This window comes from Exiguobacterium sp. B2(2022), assembly GCF_028823655.1.
GTDB lineage: Bacteria > Bacillota > Bacilli > Exiguobacteriales > Exiguobacteriaceae > Exiguobacterium > Exiguobacterium aestuarii_A.
The window spans coordinates 1-19,800 of record NZ_JAPEHX010000057.1 but is presented as its reverse complement, the minus strand read 5'-3'; the positions used below and the strand labels follow the sequence as shown (position 1 = coordinate 19,800).

At 48.0% G+C, this 19,800-nt stretch carries 18 protein-coding genes; 14 read left to right on the top strand and 4 right to left on the bottom strand.

Features of this window, described 5'->3' with window-relative positions:
• Window positions 1-213 precede the first annotated feature (213 nt).
• Both ON063_RS11635 and ON063_RS11630 read right to left on the bottom strand, forming a co-directional pair.
• Window positions 214-993, bottom strand: coding sequence for a response regulator (locus ON063_RS11635; protein ID WP_274665249.1), 780 nt, complete (start codon window positions 991-993; stop codon window positions 214-216).
• On the bottom strand, window positions 974-2,755 hold the full coding sequence (locus ON063_RS11630) for a sensor histidine kinase (RefSeq protein ID WP_274665248.1): 1,782 nt from the start codon (window positions 2,753-2,755) through the stop codon (window positions 974-976). The genes ON063_RS11635 and ON063_RS11630 overlap by 20 nt, the downstream gene beginning before the upstream one ends.
• 187 nt (window positions 2,756-2,942) lie before the next feature.
• Between ON063_RS11630 and ON063_RS11625 the strand changes: the two genes are divergently transcribed.
• The 4 genes from ON063_RS11625 to ON063_RS11610 all read left to right on the top strand — a co-directional run bounded on the left by ON063_RS11625 (window position 2,943) and on the right by ON063_RS11610 (window position 7,727).
• Window positions 2,943-4,898: a HAMP domain-containing sensor histidine kinase gene (locus ON063_RS11625; protein WP_274665247.1), complete on the top strand. Its 1,956-nt coding sequence runs from the start codon at window positions 2,943-2,945 to the stop codon at window positions 4,896-4,898.
• Between the two features lie 98 nt (window positions 4,899-4,996).
• Window positions 4,997-5,770 (top strand): flagellar hook-basal body protein, encoded by a 774-nt coding sequence (locus ON063_RS11620; protein ID WP_274665246.1) that lies wholly within the window; start codon window positions 4,997-4,999, stop codon window positions 5,768-5,770.
• Between the two features lie 11 nt (window positions 5,771-5,781).
• Complete coding sequence (locus ON063_RS11615) at window positions 5,782-6,564, top strand: flagellar hook-basal body protein (protein WP_274665245.1); 783 nt, start codon at window positions 5,782-5,784, stop codon at window positions 6,562-6,564.
• A gap of 65 nt (window positions 6,565-6,629) precedes the next feature.
• A complete protein-coding gene (locus tag ON063_RS11610; protein ID WP_274665244.1) occupies window positions 6,630-7,727 on the top strand; it encodes a glycerate kinase family protein in 1,098 nt (365 codons plus the stop codon).
• 26 nt (window positions 7,728-7,753) lie between these two features.
• On the opposite strand, the gene mscL is transcribed toward ON063_RS11610, so the two are convergent.
• Complete coding sequence (gene mscL, locus ON063_RS11605) at window positions 7,754-8,131, bottom strand: large conductance mechanosensitive channel protein MscL (RefSeq protein ID WP_214744537.1); 378 nt, start codon at window positions 8,129-8,131, stop codon at window positions 7,754-7,756.
• Between the two features lie 194 nt (window positions 8,132-8,325).
• Between mscL and ON063_RS11600 the strand changes: the two genes are divergently transcribed.
• The 7 genes from ON063_RS11600 (at window position 8,326) to ON063_RS11570 (ending at window position 16,229) form a co-directional block, all read left to right on the top strand.
• Window positions 8,326-8,586 carry a DNA-directed RNA polymerase subunit beta gene (locus tag ON063_RS11600; RefSeq protein WP_214694488.1) on the top strand — a complete coding sequence of 87 codons (261 nt, stop codon included), beginning with the start codon at window positions 8,326-8,328 and terminating at the stop codon, window positions 8,584-8,586.
• Window positions 8,587-8,599: 13 nt separating this feature from the next.
• Complete coding sequence (gene fabZ / locus ON063_RS11595; RefSeq protein ID WP_274665243.1) at window positions 8,600-8,995, top strand: 3-hydroxyacyl-ACP dehydratase FabZ; 396 nt, start codon at window positions 8,600-8,602, stop codon at window positions 8,993-8,995.
• Window positions 8,996-9,006: 11 nt separating this feature from the next.
• A complete protein-coding gene (locus ON063_RS11590; RefSeq protein ID WP_214874924.1) occupies window positions 9,007-9,462 on the top strand; it encodes a hypothetical protein in 456 nt (151 codons plus the stop codon).
• A gap of 95 nt (window positions 9,463-9,557) precedes the next feature.
• Window positions 9,558-11,294 (top strand): methyl-accepting chemotaxis protein, encoded by a 1,737-nt coding sequence (locus tag ON063_RS11585; RefSeq protein WP_274665242.1) that lies wholly within the window; start codon window positions 9,558-9,560, stop codon window positions 11,292-11,294.
• A 63-nt stretch (window positions 11,295-11,357) separates the two neighbouring features.
• Window positions 11,358-12,407, top strand: coding sequence for a C45 family autoproteolytic acyltransferase/hydolase (locus ON063_RS11580; protein ID WP_274665241.1), 1,050 nt, complete (start codon window positions 11,358-11,360; stop codon window positions 12,405-12,407).
• A gap of 57 nt (window positions 12,408-12,464) precedes the next feature.
• Window positions 12,465-12,743 (top strand): hypothetical protein, encoded by a 279-nt coding sequence (locus ON063_RS11575; RefSeq protein ID WP_012727334.1) that lies wholly within the window; start codon window positions 12,465-12,467, stop codon window positions 12,741-12,743.
• Window positions 12,744-12,902: 159 nt separating this feature from the next.
• A complete protein-coding gene (locus ON063_RS11570) occupies window positions 12,903-16,229 on the top strand; it encodes an Ig-like domain-containing protein (RefSeq protein ID WP_274665240.1) in 3,327 nt (1,108 codons plus the stop codon).
• A gap of 257 nt (window positions 16,230-16,486) precedes the next feature.
• Here ON063_RS11570 and ON063_RS11565 read toward each other — a convergent pair whose 3' ends face one another.
• Window positions 16,487-17,116 carry a class I SAM-dependent methyltransferase gene (locus ON063_RS11565; protein WP_274665239.1) on the bottom strand — a complete coding sequence of 210 codons (630 nt, stop codon included), beginning with the start codon at window positions 17,114-17,116 and terminating at the stop codon, window positions 16,487-16,489.
• 64 nt (window positions 17,117-17,180) lie between these two features.
• Here ON063_RS11565 and ON063_RS11560 point away from each other — a divergent pair, with 64 nt between their 5' ends.
• The 3 genes from ON063_RS11560 to ON063_RS11550 all read left to right on the top strand — a co-directional run.
• The gene (locus ON063_RS11560; RefSeq protein WP_274665238.1) at window positions 17,181-18,662 is read left to right on the top strand and encodes a cryptochrome/photolyase family protein; all 1,482 of its coding nucleotides are present in this window, start codon (window positions 17,181-17,183) and stop codon (window positions 18,660-18,662) included.
• A 202-nt stretch (window positions 18,663-18,864) separates the two neighbouring features.
• Window positions 18,865-19,452, top strand: coding sequence for a glycerol-3-phosphate responsive antiterminator (locus ON063_RS11555; RefSeq protein WP_446719137.1), 588 nt, complete (start codon window positions 18,865-18,867; stop codon window positions 19,450-19,452).
• Window positions 19,449-19,800, top strand: a 352-nt coding sequence (locus ON063_RS11550; protein WP_274665236.1) for an ATP-binding cassette domain-containing protein, incomplete at its 3' end; no start/stop codon positions are given. The genes ON063_RS11555 and ON063_RS11550, both read left to right, overlap by 4 nt.

The window sequence follows — 19,800 nt, the reverse complement described above, 5'->3', positions numbered from 1 at the left end:
AAACGGCCGTCAGATGACGACCGTTTGCGTTGCTCGCCCGACGGCGCCCCGACTCCGACAGGAAAGCAATCCGACGGAGACCCAGCAGCGACCTAGGTCGCGATGCGGCTCCGGGATTGCCTGCGGAAAGCGTGGGCGCCGGACAGGCGAGCGATATGATTCATGTTAGTCAACAAGCTGAGGCATCTCGCTTATTGCGCGAGATGCCTTTTCTTAGAGCCATTTATAGTCTTTATCGATAAACAATCGATTCTGTAGTTCAGTCTTAGGGATTGAAGGTTGTGCTGAATCAAGCCATTCGTAATAATCACACGCACAGGACTCACCGAGTTCGATGGAGTAACCATTATTGATTGTCTTCACTGTAATATCGAGTTCGTGCTCTGCTAGCGTCTTTTTCAAACGATAGATGGCGTTGTACACATTGTGTAGGGCGCGCTGTGGTTCATCGATGTCCGGATAGAGTGTTTCCGCGAGCACCCATTTGTTGATGACCTGTTTGCGATGATAGATCAGGTAGGCGAATAGCTCCTCAGTTTTTTGTGTGGGCCATTTCACAAGATTTCCATCCTGCGTTCGAACTGAAAAACGATCAAGAAATTGAATACGACAAGATTGATGCGGATTTTTTTGTTGGATTGCCTCATAGCGCTGAACGATACGTGGAATGACGTTATGGATCATCTGTTCCGTAATCGGCTTCAGCAAGTAATGCGTCGCATGCAGATTAAATGCTTCGACGGCATACTGTTGATGTGCAGTGGTGAAGACGACTTGTGTCCGTTCCGGTAGATAGGTCGCGAGTTCGAGACCGGTCATCTCAGGCATCTCGATATCTAAAAAGACGAGGTCGACCGGGTGTTCTTGAATAAACGTGAGAGCTTGAGTCGGACTTTGGAACGAAGCCACCCATTCAAGAGAAGGCTCTTCTTTCACAATTCGTTCCATCATCCCTAAAATATGATGTTCATCTTCAATTAAAATCGTACGCATTTACGTGATTCGTCCTTTCTTGTTTAGGTAATCGCAAGTGAACGGCAGTCCCTCTCTTTATAGTAGAGGTTAAATCAAATGTTGCACCAGGAAGATGTTCAATCCGGCGTTTTATGTTACAGATACCGATACCTGATGATTCGTTCGACTGACCCGTGTCAAATCCGCTCCCTGTATCACGAACACGGATATCAATCATCCCACCTTGTTCTTGGATGGAAAGCGTGATTCGCTTTTGCCCTGGATGACGATAAAGACCATGACGAACTGCATTTTCAACGAGCGGTTGAATCAACAGCGACGGGATGGTGTAATCTAACAGCGTGTCGTCAATCTCCTTCATGACCTCGAACGAATCGCGGAACCGAGTCTGTTCAATGGCGAGGTAAGAGTCAATCATGTCCACTTCTTGTCGAATGGAGATATTGTGATCCGTCCGACCATTTTCAAAAATAAAACGAACGTACGTGCTCAAATGACTAAGGAGACGAGCGGCATCAGGTGGTGATGTATAGCATAGAGCAATCACGTTCCCAAACGTATTGTAGAGGAAGTGTGGTTTGATTTGGGCGTTGAAGAATGACATCTCATGTTGTGAGGCCAAAGCTTCGACTTGTTGCTTTTTCTTTTTATCCGTGGACAAGTGAATCGGCAGTAATAAAAACATCAATAAGAAGTAAATGATGGTAAACGTATTGGCATACGATTGTTGATTGGGCGACACGATAAACGTCGACATCATAATCCCAATATACCCAATGATTTGGGCAAGTGTGAATGTTAATAATTCAAGTGTATTCATGTTTTTGTGTTTTTCAAGAAGCCATCCAATGTTCAATCCGACCCAAAAGAACGAAATGAATAATACAATAATCCATACAAAGTATTCGAATACACTATAGATGGAGAGAGGCAGGATAATGGCTAACGCGGTCATCCCATAAAGCGGGTATCTTAAAATCGCCAAAAATCGATCGAACGATACACGTTCTAAACATCTCGCAAATTCAATCAACATGATGATGCTCAATATGGTCAAACTTAACGTCAACTTATCATGTCCTGAGATCCACATGCCGTCTCGGGACATGAGAGAGAGGCTCACCAATATGAAGAAGGCAGTTCCATAGCCGTACAACCGTTCGTTTCGATGGAATAAGTAAACGATGGCATAGAACATAGCAATCAGCATTGAAATGAGAAACATGAAAAATTCGTATCCGGTATAAGCATTTTGAGTCGTCATAATCTGGTGTAACGGGCCGACCAATATACTTTCTTCGATAGGCACTGAATTCCCTGCTTGTTGTGTCTGTTGTATCGTCAATCGGAATTCTTTCATTCCATCGTCAAGTAACAGAAGTGAAGGTTGTTCACCTGAACGATTATTTCCGATTCGAGATGTGTCAACAGATGTTCCATCAATCAAAATCGTAGAGGAGGACAGTGATGAAGGAATAAGTAACGCATACGTTCCTTCTGGAAGTGAGAGGTCGATTTCATATGTGGATTCTTTGTATGGTGTCGTAAATGGGATGGTTCGATAGGAACGATGATCAACGTTTGGGACAATCCCGGATTCGTAACGCCACGATCCATCGAGGCGCAGAATCTCTTCGTCAACTGAAGAAGAAAGAAGTAAGGCTTCACCTTGTTTCACGGTGACAGTTGGATTGATTGACTGATGTCGAATCAATAAAGTGAGGCTGACGCCAATCAACATCACAAGGATGAAGATAAACGTCATTTGATTACGAGTCATGCACACATTCCCTTCATTCTTTGTGAGTTTCTTGTGAGGTCATTGCGTTATTCTTCCTAATAGGTGAATGGATTTTTTGCAGTGACTCTCCGTCTCATCATCGTACCCGAACTTTTTTTGTTTGAACAGAAAAAGTCATTCACCGTGCGAAATGAGACATTCCAGGAGTAAAGGAAGAAGGCATTCCATGAAACGTTGGATTGAACAACGCATTAGTCGACAAGTGATGACAATTTTTTATATATTGATTGCCTTAGTCACGCTCACATCGGTTGGGACCTATTTTTATACGCAACAATCGATTCAACAAACGACCGTTCAATTGGAGCGGATTAGTGAGCAACGTGCAAGGGCGACAGATTTATTTGAAACGTGGCAATCGATGCAGTATGAGTTACGCGGTCACGTCCTACTTGGGGAAAACGCCTTGTTAGAGGAAGTGCGTAAGGCTCAAGCGAACATCGATGAGCAAACGACCTGGTTCGAAACACAAGCAAGTAATGAAGAAGAAACGCAATTCGCGGAAGATGCGCGACTCCTCTTTTCCATCTATACGACACGTGTTATGCCCGCGCTCGAACAATACGTGATTGCGAAACAGGCGGGGGAAGTGGATGAATCTTTCTTGCAGATGCGTACGGTCGGGCAATTCATGCCGGAAAATGAGACGACTACCCAGACACGATTTAAACTCAACTCAAGCAACGCTGCGGACATGAGTGCAAGCATCGTCGATATGGAGTCGGTCTTTACCGATTATCGTCAAAATCTCGACTTTCAAGAAAGTGAATTACGCGATGCGCTCTCGAAACAGTTAGTACAAGCACAATGGATGTGGCTCTTAATCTTACTAGGGGCACTCTTCTTGTTGTTCGTTGGCCTACAACCATATATTTTACGACTGACCAATCAGTTGCAGACGCTCATGACGAACAGTGAGCGACTCGCGACGAATCCGAGCGCGACCCTCATCCCCATCAAGCCGCTACAAAATGAGGTCGGACAGTTATCTAAGGCTTTTAACGAGATGGCGACCTCGCTTCGGAATCAACAAGATCAAGTCGACCTGGAGCGTGAGAAGACCGCGCGAATCTTGCACACGATGCGCGACTCAATCGTCTATACGGAACTCAAGACGAATGAACGATTTGGTAACAGCGCGCTCTTTGATTTATATGAACATCCGATTCCAACAACAGAACGTGGAAGTTTATATCCGATTGCGATGTACTATCCGATGTTCATGGATCAAATTGACGATAAAGAAGGATTGAACCGTTTCACGACGCGTGCGAAAGAAGAAGGAATGTTCGATGAGACGTTCACATACACGATGCAAGACGGTCAGAAGACGATTCGGATGTATGCCGAACCGATTGACCTGCAGAATGAACGTGTCGGTGTCATCTTCGTCTCGCGAGATATTACCCAGGAAACAGAAATCAATCAAATGAAAACCGAACTTGTCGCAACCGTGTCCCATGAATTGCGGACACCACTCACATCAATTCTCGGATTTTCAGAATTGCTCAAGAGTCGGGATTTAAAAGAGACAAAACGAGCTCGGTACTTGGAGATGATCGCGAGTGAGACGAAGCGTCTCGAACGTCTCGTGAGCGATTTGTTAGACGTTCAAAAAATGGAGGCGGGCATGGGGACGCCTGAGTTTAAAGTCGAGAGTCTAAATGACTTACTATCTGACTTACTCGAGATTCACGCAGGATCGACGGAGAACCATCTCTTCCACTTCGACTGTGATGAAACGCTCTTTGTGGCAGGAGACCCGGCTCAGCTACGACAGGTGTTCTCGAACATCCTGAACAATGCCATCAAGTATTCCCCGGACGGTGGAAATGTGAGTGTCGATGTGACGTGTGAAGAGGATACAATTCAAATCGCGATCACGGATGAAGGACTTGGGATTTCTGAGGAAGATGCTGAGCGTATTTTTGATAAGTTTTATCGTTCCGCATCTGAAGAAAGTAAACGAATTGGTGGAACAGGACTAGGATTATCCATCTGTAAAGAAATCGTCCAGTTGCATGGTGGTACGATTAATGTACGCTCTCAAATCGGAGAAGGGACGACGATGATTGTCGAGTTACCGATGGTCGATCATGTAAACGAAGAAAGTTCATCCTAAATCATAGGATGAACTTTTTTTGAAAAAACGGTGAATGTATCGCTCATTTGGTACGATATAAAGAGTGAATCATGTTACAGGACGAAAGGAAGACGACAATGCTACGCGGATTATATACAGCGGCAGGCGCGATGAATGCTCTTCAGCGCCAACAAGAAATTTTAAGCAATAACCTTGGCAATGTGAGAACACCGGGCTTCAAAGCGTCTGACGGCGTGGTCCGATCGTTTCCGGAGATGTTGCTCGCGCAGGTCAGCAATCCCGATAATGGGAAGTCGCGTGTGAACGGGGAAGTCGGCACCCTTTCAATGGGCGTCTATCTTCAAGAGACGATGCCACGTTTCTCAGCAGGGAGTATCACGGAATCGGGTAGTCCAACTGACATCTATTTAAAAGCAGGTGCAGATTTCACAGGTGCACCGATGTTTGCGGTCGAACAGGCAGGCGAGACCTTGTATTCGACGAATGGCCGCTTCTCGATCGATGAGGCTTTATTCCTTCGCTCAGCAGACGGTGGATACGTACTTTCTGATAAAGGGGAGCGCATCCAGCTCCCATCGAGCGAGTTTCAAGTAGGGAAAGACGGGGTCATCACGTCGCTCGGTCAAAACGTGGCGACACTTGGTGCCTATCAGATCGATGATTTGACGACACTCGAACAAGTCGGGAACGATTGGCGCGTGACAGGCGATGCGCCGGAACCGGCGCAAGTTGACGTCTTACAGGGCTTCATCGAGGAAGCGAACGTCAATCTCGACCAGACGATGGCCGATCTCATGATGACGTATCGCCAATTTGAAGCAAACCAAAAAGTCGTCCAAGCGTATGATAAAAGTGCCGAGCGAGCCATCGAAATCGCTCGCGTTCGTTAAGGAGGAACACCATGCAGTCTATTTATAATTCGGTCAACTCCCTGTCTCAACTTCAGTGTCAACTGGATGTGACAGGTCATAACATCGCGAACGTCGATACGGTCGGATTCAAGCGTCAACAAGGACACTTCGCGTCACTGTTGTCGCAAGCGTATGATAACCAGCCACGTCCAGAATTTGAAGTCGGGCGTGACACTCCGAACGGCATTCGTATCGGGGTCGGCGGTCATGTCGCTGATATCACCCAACAATTCAATATCGGACAAGTTCGCATGACAGACCGCGGTCTCGATGTCTTCTTGAAGGCGAGCCGTCAATTTTTCGTCGTGGACACGCCGAATGGTGTCGGTGTGACACGTAGCGGAAACATGCAGCTGTCTGTCGGTGATGAGACGACACTCGTTGATGTGAACGGAAACCCGCTTCTCGGAGATGACGGCAATGCGATCACGATGCCGAACGAGGCGACGAATCATCGCATTCGTCAAGACGGTGTAGTATTGGCGAGCGTGAACGGTGTCGAGCAGGAATTTGGACGACTTGATATCGTGGAAGTCCGAAATACGTCTGAACTGCGTCCGCTGGGTGAAAACGTATTCGCAGCCGACCTCGAGACTGAAGTCGATCGTCCGTTAGGGAATTTGTTGATGGAAGGGACACTCGAGTCGTCAAACGTTGATTTGACGAAAGAGATGACCGACATGACCATCACACAACGTGCCTACCAAATGAACTCGCGCGCCCTTTCGATGAGTGATCAGATGATGGGACTTGTCACGGCATTACGTCCGTAAAACATGACCGCTTCTCCGTGAGAGAGGCGGTTTTTGTATAAGTTATGGAGAGGGAGGTCAACGAGATGCGAATCGTAGTCGCCATGGATTCATTCAAAGGTTCATTGTCGAGTATGGAAGCGAATCAAGCTGTCCGTCGTGCTTTACCGGGACATGACGTCATCACTATCCCGGTTTCAGACGGAGGAGAAGGGTTTCTCGATGCGTGGCTCGCGACGCACGAGGATGCGGTCATCGTGGAAGAGGTCGTTACATGCTTAGATGGGACGAAGCGTCCCACACGTTTTGGTTTTGAGCCATTAACGAAACACGTCGTGATGGAAGTGGCGGAAACGACAGGGTTAACGCTCCTCACTCACGTCGACCCATGGCGCTATAGTTCTATCGGAGTCGGACAGCAAATCGTTCATGCACTAGACCGAGGAGCGAGCATCATCACGATCGGACTGGGAGGAAGCGGGACGATTGATGGTGGGAAAGGGATGCTTGAGGCGCTAGGTGTTCGTTTTCTGGATGCAAAGGGTGCAGTTTTATCCTCGATGCCACATCAACTTGCGGAAGTCGCTTCCATCGATTGTTCAGGACTCGACCCGAGAGTAAGGGACGTTGAGTGGCGAATGGCTTCGGATGTACGTAATCCATTGATAGGAAATCGAGGTGCTGCCCATGTGTTCGGTCCACAGAAAGGTTTGGCGGCGGATGACGTGGTTCGCTACGATCAGTTACTCGGTGACTATGCGAGTCACTTCAATCAGGATATGAGGTCACTCGACGGAGCCGGTGCGGCAGGCGGTATCGGATTCGCGCTCTTGCAGCTTGGGGCGACCTATATGAGTGGCATCGAAGAAGTCGTCCGTTGGTCAAGGTTCGAAGAGCATGTGAAAGGGACGGATTGGCTCATCACGGGAGAAGGAAAGTTTGATGCGCAAAGTCTAGAGGGGAAAGCGCCTTACGGGTTGGCGCGTCTCGCCCACACGTATGGGGTTCCGACCCTCGTGTTTGCCGGGCAATCTGACTTGGCCGCTCATGCGGAATCGGGGATTGTCGCCGTCTTTCCAATCGTGTCACGCATCATGACGCTAGAAGAAGCGATATGGGAAGCCGCCCCGTTACTGACGAATGCAGTCCAACGGGTTCGCCATGTCCTCGAAAAAACGCTTTGACGATTCGTCAAAGCGTTTTTTGCTTGTTATGAACGTTCTTTTAATAAGTCACGAATCTCGGTCAACAACTGTTCTTCTTTTGTAGGAGTCGGGGCGGCCGCCTCTTCGACTTCTTTCTCACGTTGTAGACGGTTGATAATCTTTACGATAAGGAAGAGGGCAAAAGCAATCAAGATGAACGATACAATCTGTTGGATGAAGTTCCCGTATAAGACGTCCACTCCAAGCACGCTCGCTTTTAAGTTCGAAAAATCAATTCCTCCGATAATGATTCCGAGAAGTGGCATAAAGATATCATTGACGAGCGAGTTCACGATGGCCGTGAACGCCGCACCGAGTACGACAGCGATAGCGAGATCGATGACATTCCCGCGCATCGCGAATTTTTTAAACTCTTTTAACATAAATAAACCTCCTGACATGGAATAGGATAAGCGTAGCATATTTATGAGAAAAGGAAAAAATCGTTCAGCTTCTGTCAGGGAAGGATGCTTGTTCGACATTTGTGCATAGGGTACACTAAAAAGGTAGCAATTTACGCATTTTAATACCAGGTACTAATATGATATAATCATTTTAGCTGAAAGGATGGTTGGACGTGGCGAACGATGAACAAACGAGTTCGGAAGAACAAAAGGGTTCACCAGAACAAGAGACGAAGCAAAAGCAGCGATCACGATTGTCGAATCATCGTCGATTCCCGATCTTACTGCGTGTACTCGTCGTTTTAGTGTTGGCAATCGCGATGCTCGCCCTTGGAGCAATCATTGGATATAGCGTCATTGGCGGAGGCGACTGGAGAGATGTGTTTGACATCGAGACGTGGCGCCATATCACCGATTTTTGGCTAACCTCTTAAAGGCGGTGGATGGATGTATACAATTGAGCAAATTAAAGAAGTAATTCCACACAGATACCCGTTTCTGTTAATTGATCGAATTATCGAAGTCGAAGAAAAGAAGCGTGCTGTCGGATTAAAAAATGTCACGGCGAACGAAGAGTTCTTTAACGGGCATTTCCCAGACTATAACGTCATGCCAGGCGTGTGTGCTTTTGCAATGTTGAAAGACGAATCGAATCGAGGCAAGCTCGCCTTTTTCGCAGGGATTGACAACTGTCGTTTCAAACGTCAAGTCGTCCCGGGTGATCAGCTTCGCCTTGAAGTAGAAATCATGAAAATTCGTGGACCCATCGGTAAAGGACGTGCCGTGGCCACAGTCGATGGAGAAGTTGCTTGTGAAGCAGAACTCACTTTCGCCTTGAAGTAAGGAGAAATGGGATGCGTGCTTTAGTAATTGTTTTACTAGTTGGCTTAATGACGATTGTGGGCTGTCAGCAACTACAGACGGAAGAGTCGAACGAAGAGAACATTGTCTATGAACAGAACGTGGATGAAGCGATGATTGAGAAGCGGGCAGGACAATCCGATGCGATTGCCGTTTCGCTTGAACGGACGAACAATACAACGATGCTCTTCACAATTCGTATGCTTGAAAATCGCCGCCTCGATCCGACGACGGTCATGAGTTATGAGGTCGATGGAGAACGAATCGCGATTCCGTTCGGCGAACTGATTGCAGAGCGGGAAGAAGACATTCGAACGTATGAATATCAGACCGACGTCGATCCTGATCTTTTCGTATCGGATACACTTCCACTCTTCCATCTCGTGGAAGAAGGTGAGGCAGAAGTTACGATCCCACTCGAAGTCATCGATTCGACAAACATTGAATAAAAACAGACGATTTTGTCGAAAATCGTCTGTTTTTTTATGGAGATTGATGCATTCTATCCGATACAAAGAGTAAGGACAGAATGGAGGAAATCGAGATGAAACAGAAATCACAGTCGTTACAAAAGCGTATCGTAGCAGCGATGTTAGTCTTCGTCACCCTGCTCATCGTCTTGTTCGGGGTCGTGCAATATTTTAGTACGAAGCATTCCGTACTTAGCACGTTGCATGCCACCCTGATTGAAGACGGCGAACGTATTTTGGAGACGATGGATGGCGATGAATATGCATCCTTCATGGCGAATCCGTCAAAAAGCGAGCAATATGAAAAGTTGCGAGAATACTTGGATACATATCGTCAACAAATCGGGGCCATGTATGTGTATACGATTGCCACTGAGGGCGAAGAAGTTCAAATCATCATTGATGGCTTGAGTCAGGAAGACGCAGCAGACATTGGGACACCTACCACTGCGCTAACGTACGAGGAAGCGAAAGCTGCGTTTCAAGGGGAGACTGTCACGACGGACGTGATTGATGATCCGGAATACGGGCAGTATGTCACAGTGCTCGTTCCGATCAAACAAGGTGGCGAGGTCATCGGGGTTCTCGGAATTGATAAGGCAGCAACAGAAGTCGCAGCGATCACAGGAGATGTGCTGACTGAGAGCTTGCCGCCAATCTTGATTGGTCTCCTTATCTTACTTGTTGTCGCAGGCGTCATCATCTGGAAGTACCTTGGCTGGAAGTTACGTCCTCTCCAAGCGCTAGAACGCGTTGCGACGTTGATTGCAGAAGGCGACTTGGCGACGGCAACGAAAGAAGTAGAAACTATTCAATTGAAATCGAATGACGAAATCAAGCGTCTAACGGTATCGATGGACAAGATGACCCACATGTTAAAAGACTTGATCGCTGGTATCCAAACGTCGGCACAGACGGTCAGGGACGAGAGTGGGAACGTCTCGAACATCTCGGAAGAAGTGAATGACGCGTCTCGTCAAATCGCTTATACAATGGAAGAAATTGCGAGCGGTGTCGAAAATCAAAGTGTGTTGACGATGCGCCTTTATGGACATATGAACGAATTCTCGACACTCGTCGAGCAGACGACGTCAGACGGAGACCAAGTGAGCGAACAGGCAGAAGTCGTCAGTCGGGTGACGATGGATGGGCTTCGCTATATGGAGAGTGCGGTCGACCAAATGACACATATCCATGAACAGGTGAAGTCGTCACAAGGACAAGTCCGTGATTTCGAACAACAGGCGGACGAGGTGACGGAACTCGTCACGATGATTCGCCAAATCTCGCAACAGACGAACCTGCTCGCATTGAACGCAGCCATCGAGGCGGCACGTGCGGGTGAACACGGGAAAGGGTTTGCGGTCGTCGCTTCGGAGATTCGGAAGCTATCTGACAGTGTCGCCGAGTCTGTCAGTGAAATCTCGGAAATTGTCGGAAGCGTCAAACAAAATTCGATCGCCCTTGGTCAGACGTTCACGGAGAGTATGACGGCGGCAGAGGAAGGGAAGGAAACGCTCGAGTCGACGAAGCGCGCCTTCACGGAAATCGAACGAAGTGTCCGCCATATGCAACAGCTGACGGGCTCGATGCGAAGTCAGCTCGATCGAGTGAAGACGAACCAAGATCATATCCAGCACGGCTTGTCAGAGATTGCTTCCATCTCAGAAGAGAGCACGGCCGGAAACGAGGAAGTGGCCGCTTCGACGGAGCAGATGTCAGCGACGAGTGAGACGATGAACCGTCTCGTCAAAGATTTGTCGACGACGGCGGAATCGATGCAACAGATGAGTCGCCAGTTCAAGTTATAAGCAGTCTCACTTCAGACAGACCTCTCCTGTGTCCGCTATAATGGGCGCAAGGGAGGTTTTTTCATGCAACAATTCTCTAGTGAACTGACACAATTTCGCGGAAGTCATTACGACTTCGGTCGATTTCAAGGACAATATATAAAACGCAGTCAACTGCTCGAAAATCGGACGGACCAGTGGAAACTACGCGTGCCCCGATTTGAGATTGACGCGACGGAAGCGAAGGCTGCTTTTGATGCAGTTGCTCCGAAGATTTGGGAAGAGTTGATCGGGCTTCAAGACGAGCTCAAACTGTCTCTCAATGATACGTTGCTTCACTTCGGACATTTCCGAGTCAATAATCCAATCAGCGGGTGTTCGATTCTGACAGGAGACAACTTCCTCGTGCGAAACTATGACTATCATCCGATGACGTACGATGGGCGTTATAACGTTTTTCAACCGGACGACGGATATGCCGTCATCGGACCGGTCTCTCGTGTCACGGGACGCATGGACGGGATGAATGAGAAAGGTCTCGCGATGGGGTACAACTTTATTAACCGACGTCGACCGGGTGACGGATTTGTCTGCCAGATGATCGGCCGCATCATTCTCGAGACGTGCGCGACCGTGGAAGAAGCAGTCGACTTATTACAAGAGATTCCGCATCGCGGTTCCTTCACGTACGTCGTCCATGACAAGTCGTCGAAGACACGCGTGATCGAGGCGACACCGCGGGATATCAAAGTGCGGGAATCCAATATATGTACGAACCATTTCGAGTTACTGCAACACGAGAATCGCTACCATCTGGACGATTCCACACGTCGCATGATGGAGATCAAAGTGGTACAGCATTTGATTCAAGACGCAGAGAGTGCGTTCCGCCTCATGAACGACACCGATAAGGGCGTCTTCTCAGAACTGTATAAGAGCTGGGCGGGGACGATTCATACAGCGGCCTATTTCCCGGAAACGCTCGAGACGTGGTTCGCGCTCGGCGGGGACCGCGACCCGGTCATCTTCGATTTCCAAAAATGGCTCGACGGGGAAGACTTCGACCTTCATGCGCTTGACGGGGAACTCGCGACCGATATCGAGTTTGCGAATACGGTCCAACTTTGGCGCTGACGTTTGTCAGTGCTTTTTTTGTAGAAACGGGAATACACATAATAGGAGGGATGAAAGATGAAACGATTTGGCATCATACTCATTATGCTCACGCTCGTGACACTACTCGGTGGATGTGTGCCCGGCGACGGGACGTACACGACGGACCCGGCAGGCTTTTTCTGGGGCATCTGGCACGGCTGGATTGCACCGATTTCACTCATTTTAGGGTTATTCAATGACACGTATCGAGTGTATGAAGTGAATAACACCGGCTGGTTCTACGATTTAGGATTTTATATCGCCGTCATCAGTGGATTTGGTGGATTGACGTTAACGCGGAAGAGTCGGGGATAAGTGAGAGGAGATGAAAACGTATAGGATTGGAAGGAGTCGCTCTAGAAAAATAGAGGGCTCTTTTTATTGACCTTTTTAAAAAAATTATAGACTAGATTATTGGAAATCATGCTATATTTTTTATTGTTTAATCAGATTTTACCAAAAGGAGACAATATGATGTTTGCAATAATGAAAAAAAGTATATCGCTACTCGTTGTATGTATGCTCATCGGATCGATGTTCCCGATTCATGAGACGAAAGCGGCTACCGTGAGTACGACGACTTCTAATCCAAAAACAGTAGAGGGGACGACGGATCGACCGAATCAACCTGTCACGATTGTGGCAAATGAAAAGGTTATCAAACTCGTCAGTGATGCTAACTCTACATACACACATACATTTGAAGAACCACTTGTGGGGAAAGTCGCAGTCTATCAACGAGAGACGAATGGTTTTGATCAATTGATTCGTGTCATTGAGCGAGAAGTAGTCACACCATCGAATCCTGTGACTCCAATTGATGCAACATTACTTGGCCTCATTAACAATGAATTTGTATTTGTCACACATCCAACCCATACGATTCATGCGACATATGAAGGGCGTGTAAAAGAAGCAAAAGGTGAGTTACGCATTCCTAAAAATGCGTCAGAAACGGTAAGCGTATACGTCAGCAGCCCTGAGAAGGCGTCAACTCCGATTAAAACGTATCAAGCATCTCAAAGTCCGGCAGAATTGACGTTAGATGCCCCGCCACATGAAACATTACGTGTTTCAGGAACAACTCTTCCTTATGCGGAAGTGTATGTGAAAATTGGATACTTTGAAGTGCGGACCGGACGCGCTGATGCGAAAGGAAAATTTGATTTTCCGTTTACGGGATGGGAGTCACGTGCTTATGAGAAACAAACGTACACGGTCCAACTTTCTCATTTTGTAGATAAATCAATCGTGAACGGAAAGTCGTTTGAGATGCCCGCGTTTCAACCGACGACGGAAAGTCCGCTTCTTATCATCAAAGAATCATTTACACAGCTAACAGGCATCACAGTCCCGGGAGCGACGATTGAACTCGATGACGCGTATTGCACGACTAGCTATGAGAACGGTTATTTTGACTGTAGTTATGAGTTGAATGATCAGTCGATTCGCACACTCACCATTAAGAAAGACAAAGAGACGCTTTTCACAAAAGAAGTGAAGGTGAAGCGAGATATTCGGACGATTTCTTTTGAAAAGACATCGTTTGATTTAGAGGAAGCGAAGTTGATTGCGAAAGCGACACCGAATCAAACGTTCGTGCTCACATATCAAGACCCACGGGCAGGTTACGCACAAGTCCGTTTCCGAGAAACGAGTGACGTGGACGGGAATATTGTGTTCGATTTGCCGAAACTGTATGGTGTCTCATTCATGGTCAACTATGTCGATGAATACAACTACTCAAATAATCCATTGTTGGAAGTACGGGCGGAAGATAACCGCATCATCCCAAAACCGAACATCAAGCTTGAGTCGAATCGTCTCGTGTTGAGTCTACCGGCCTTCCATTATCCGGGACAGACGATTTCATTTGAAACGAAAATCGAGAAGGCGAATGGACAATCTCTTGTCGAAAAGACACCACTCACCAACCCGATTGTCCCACTTGAAGTGAACGATCGTTTCATGACACGGACGGTATTGTCGGATGGGCGTGTCTCGGAGTGGGTGGAAGGAACGTTCGATGCAATTCAACAACCAATCATCGAAAAGTTGACGAACCATTCCAAAGTATTAAAAGGGACAACTGAACCTGGAGCAATCTTACAGTTTTCCAAAGGAATTACGAAAGACATCACCGCCGATGGCACAGGACGATTTGAGTTTCCAGTCAACGTAGAGAAGACAAATTCGTTCGAACTTCTCGTCAAAGTAACTGGAAAAGCCGACCAGCGTTTCTCGTATACGGTTGAAGACAGCATGGTTCCGCTCCTTCAAGTGTATGAGGTTCTCTCAGACACGAGTAAACAGATTGACGTGCATGCGAATGAGTATGTGAAGGACTTTACGATTGCATATTATAAGGGTACAACGTTACTGCGTGAAGGGATTGTGAAACCGATTCGAACCGACGCACCTGATTCGTCAGGTTATACACGGTATGCGCAACTCCCCGTAACCAATTTGTTGACGGACGGCGTCACGCATCTGGTCATCAAAGCGAAAGACCGCGCCGGCAACTGGTCAGAGGGAAATAAAGTGACCGTAAAAGATATCACTCGACCAAAATTGACGCAGCAAAAGCATGTATTGCCAGGCGAACATGTGATTTATGGGAAGACTGAGCCAGGAGCAAAAGTCACGTTCACGTACCGAAGTGATAAAGAAAAAGTCGTCTCCGTTTCGAAGACGGGTGATTTCGTCATCAAGACGACCGATCCGATTTATTTCACGAAAAACGGGGTCTCCTACGGTCACGTAAAAATCACGTCAATGGATGCGGCAGGCAATCGTACGTTTGCATACGTTGCTCCAGTTGGTGAAAAGATTCAAGACATTCGCCTCGATGGCGGACAATATATTTGGTTCTATTCACCACTCGACCATATGGATCAACGTCAGTATACATTTACGGTGAACGGAAAAACATATAATCCAAATGAGATGGGAAGCGTCGTAACATGGGCGAACGATATTACGCTCCCTGCCACGGTGACGGTCAAACTGATCAACCCAGATAAGACGGTGAAATATACATTGACGAAAACGGTGACGAAGCCGTATGAAGGAAAAAATGTATCGAACGTCAAATTCCAAAACGCATCCCGACACATCACCGGGAAAGGTGAAGCGCATGCGTTAGTTGAAGTGTGGAGCGGTGCATCAAAACTCGGTCAAACGGTCGTGGATGGTACGGGAACGTTTAAACTATCGATGATTCGTGCCTATAAAGAGGGAGAAACATTAAAATTTGTCACATATCATAAATTAGGTCAAAAAACGTCTGTTTCCCTCAAAGCGAAAGACAATACGGCACCGGCGAAGCCGACGGTGAATGAAGTATCGGCCATGACGACGAAAATCACGGGCAAAACAGATAAAGGGGCGACCGTCCTGATTGCGTATAATGGTCGCACCTATACGACGAAAGCGAACAATTCAGGTGTATACGCCTATACCATCAAAAAATGGACACCGGGCAAAACGGTCTCTGTCCGTGCCAGAGATGCATTCGGAAACGTCTCTTCTGCTTCGACACAAACGATTAAGTACGTGATGAAGCCGCTTGTGGTCAAACCGCTGCGAGCAACACATACTTCTGTGACGGGAACGGGACATCCGGGTGCGACAATCCAAGTATATAACGGCTCTTCTAAAGTGGGGAAAGCCGTTAAGGTAGACGCAAAAGGTACTTTTAAGGTGTACATCAATAAACAACGAGCAGGTAGTACGTTGAAAGTGGAGATGACGCGCGCCGATTATGCGACAAAACGGGTTAACGTCGTCGTCACAAAATAATGAAGCATCTCCCGCTGTCATCAAGTATCGGCATCTCTTCATATGATTCTGGCGAGTAGCCGGACCTCCATCAATTGTTGAAAGAAGCGGATGTCGCACTGTATCAATCAAAGGCGAGCGGGAAGAACACGTATCAATTTTATGGATGAACGCTAAAAGGCTAAGCCCGTGGATGACCATCGGTTTAGCCTTTTGTTTTGTGTTCAGTCATGCCGAACAGATTATTGTGAGAGAATCGTATGAAAAACGGGTACTAGTTAAGAATCGAGTTTGCGTCCCATCACTGCGACCGTACGATAGTCACGCGAGTCGGGACCGCGTCGCACCGATACGCCCTGAAATCCGAGTTTCGTCGCTTTAGGGATGAACTCCTCACGAATCATCTTGGCAATCCCGTCCCATTGCATATCGCCTTTTCCATCACAGTACGTGATGATAAATGTGCCGTTCGGTTTCAAGACGCGTTCGATTTCAGACAGGACGGTCGTGACATCTTCCCAAAAATATAGCGTGTGAATACTGAACACGTGATCGATAGATGCGTCGGTCATCGCCAATTGATGAAAATCGCCTTCCATCAAGCGCGCTCGTCTCGTCTGAATGGAGACATCGTTACGTTTCTTGGCCGAAGCGATGAGCGTCTTCGAGCGATCGAGACCGACCACGTTCACATCCTCCTGCTTTTGAAGAATCGTCGCCATCGCATCACCGGCCCCACACCCGAGTTCGAGTACGGTGGCGTTTGGATACATCTGTAACTGTTCGATCGTCCACTCGACTTCGATACGGTGTTGGCGCACCATCTTTTCCCCGATATATTTTCCAACGGGACCGCGTGGATTTTTGTACTGACTGTCCACCCAGTTTTTGAACACTTGTGGGAGCATACTGTCACCTCACTTCGAAAGTAGCTCGATTGTAGCATATTGATGAGACAAAGGAGTCAATAACATGCGTTCATTTTGGATACTCGGCAACCAACTCTCACATGAACTCGAGATGTTGAAGCATATGAAAGAAGATGACGTCATCGTCATGATTGAGGCGACGTCTCGCGCGACGTGGCGTCCATACCATAAGCAAAAACTCGTCCTCATCTTCTCGGCGATGCGACACTTTGCGGAAGAACTGCGCGACAAAGGGTACACCGTCGATTACCATGAAGCGGATTCGTTTCAGGAGGCATGGGACAAACATCTAAACCAGTACGAGCCGGACGAAATTCATGTCACCGCCGTCACGGATGAACCGATGGCTAAAAAGCTCAAGCAATTCGGTAAGAAACATAAGATTATCGAACATACGGATGTCCCGCTCTTCTATTTATCAAAAGAAGAAGCGACCGATACGCTCGGGGACGAACCTTGGCGGATGGATCGGTTTTATCGTCAGATGCGCAAACGGTTCGATGTTTTAATTGAAGAAGGGAAGCCGCGTGGCGGGAAGTGGTCATTTGACGCGGAGAATCGAAAACCGCCGAAAGAAGGACTGTCGTTTCCGTCCGCTATCTATTTCCGACCGGACGCGATCACGAAAGACGTCATCGAAAAAGTCGAGTCGACATTCTCGGATCACCCGGGCGAGGTGACCCCGTTTCACTGGCCGGTCACACACACCGAGGCGAGACGGGCACTGAATCGATTCGTGAACGAGCGGCTCGAGACGTTCGGTCCGTATCAAGATGCGATGATGACGGATGAACCAGAGATGTCACACAGCCTATTGTCGGCTGCCATCAACATCGGTCTGTTGACGCCACATGAAGTCGTCGAGGCGGCTTGTCAGGCAGACGCCCCTTTGTCATCGGTCGAAGGATTCGTTCGCCAAATACTCGGATGGCGGGAATATATGCGCGCCGTCTACCTCGCCGTCATGCCGGGCTATGAAGAGGTGAACACGTTCAAGCATGAACGCGACTTACCGTCCTTCTTTTGGGACGCAAAGACGGACTTGAACTGTCTGCATCAAAGTTTAAAGCCGGTCGTGGCGCATGCCCACAATCATCATATCCAGCGGCTGATGGTGCTCGGAAATTACGCGACGTTGTTTGAAATTTCACCGAAGCAGACGAGCGACTGGTTCAATGAGATGTATATCGATGCCTATGATTGGGTCGTCTTACCGAACGTGCTCGGGATGGCCCTCCATGCGGACGGCGGGAAACTCGCCACGAAGCCATATGTCGCCTCTGGGAAGTATATCGACCGGATGAGTGATTACTGTGGAGACTGTCCGTATAACCCGAAACATACGACCGAAGAGGATGCTTGTCCGTTCAACGCCCTTTACTGGCGCTTCATCGATCGGCACGAGGATCGTTTCTCAAAAAACCAGCGAATGAAGATGATGGTCCGCAATTGGCAAGGGCGAGACGATGATGTCAAAGCAGATATATTAGCGAAAGCCGAACAGACATTGACCGATTCCCCGTGAATCGGTTTTTTAACGTTTCCTTCATGAAACTTAGCGATTCCTTTATGGTAGCTTTACAATCGTCCGCTACGATAAGAGCTGTGAGACCCCCTCACTTCCAAGTGAATACTTACCGGTAGAACCTTTGAGAGACCAACAGAAGCCCGTACGTCCATGACGTGTCGTTTCTGTTGGTCCTTTTTTTCAAGAAAGGATGATTCAAGTGAATGAAGCGATTGCACGAATGGGGCAGGAGCGGATGATTGCCTCAATCAAGAGTCCGAAACAAATCGAAGCGTTTTTAAAGACGGATGTGACGACGACGTTCCTCATGATGGGGACGCTCAGTACGCTCGACCGCTATGTGGCGCATTTGAAACGAGAGAACCGAACGGTCTTCCTCCACGCCGAGCGGATCAATGGGATCAGCCTCGACCGAGATGGCATCGACTATCTCGCCAAACGTGTCGGTGCCGACGGGATTGTCACGACGAAAGCTTCGGTACTTCAGCACGCAAAACGGGCAGGACTGTTGACGGTTCAAAGATTGTTTCTCGTCGATTCGGACGCGGTCACGAGCGGACTCAAACTCGCCGAAACGCAGCAACCGGACGCAATCGAACTCATGCCTGGTCTGATTCCGAGTGTCATCGAGAAGATTTCCCAGGAAGTCTCTTTCCCGATTGTGACGGGTGGCATGATTCGTCAACCCATCGATGTGCATCGCGCCCTTGATCATGGGGCATTCGCGGTTTCGACCGGGGACGAACGACTTTGGCAGGTTCAAAGTCAGAAGGAGGAAATGGTATGAAAACGATTCAACTACAACAACTGACCAAATCATTTGGGGAGACGGAAGTCATTCGAGGCATCGACGTGACGATTGAAGCAGGAGAGTTTTTCGCGCTCGTCGGACCGTCCGGATGTGGAAAGAGTACGATGCTTCGTATGATCGCCGGGCTCGAATCCATCACGAGCGGAACGCTTCGCATCGACGGAGTGGCAGCAAACGGGATGAAGCCGAGCGAGCGTCACTTGTCGATGGTCTTCCAAAACTACGCCCTCTATCCACATATGACGGTCGAGAAAAATATCACGTTCGGTCTACATACGAAAGGACTGACGAAACTAGAACAGCGTGAGCGTTGCCTACAGGCGG